This is a genomic window from Roseateles sp. P5_B10, from assembly GCF_056400485.1.
On record NZ_JBFULE010001793.1, the window covers coordinates 1 to 511 of the forward strand.

The window sequence follows — 511 nt, forward strand, 5'->3', positions numbered from 1 at the left end:
TTTCTGGTTCGCAAGGCGCTCAAGGTGAACTCGGCGCTCGAACTCAACAGCGCCTCGATCTGCCTGCAGACCGGCACCACCAACGAGCAGAATGTTGCCGACTACTTCAAGGGCAACAACATGAAGTATGAGGTAATCGCGTTCTCGACCGCCGACGAAACCATCAAGGCCTATGAGTCGGGCCGCTGCGACGTCTTCACCGCTGATCTCTCGCAACTTTATGCGGAACGCCTGAAGCTCACCGTGCCTGCCGATCACGCGGTGTTACCTGAAGTGATCTCCAAGGAGCCGCTCGGCCCGCTGGTACGCCATGGCGACGATCAGTGGCTGGACGTGGTGCGCTGGACGCTGTTCGCCATGATCAATGCGGAGGAGCTCGGCATCACGCAGAAGAACGTCGATGAACAGGCAAAATCCGACAAGCCGGAGCTGAAGCGTATCTTCGGCACCGACGGCAATCTCGGCGAAACGCTGGGCCTCACCAAGGACTGGTTCGCACGCATTATCAAGG

1 protein-coding gene is annotated in these 511 nt (G+C 58.7%); it reads left to right on the plus strand.

The genetic code is table 11. The annotated features are described in order from the left end of the window. Window positions 1-511: type 2 periplasmic-binding domain-containing protein (locus AC1DU6_RS35945; protein ID WP_477863451.1), on the plus strand; the 511-nt coding region annotated here is incomplete at both ends.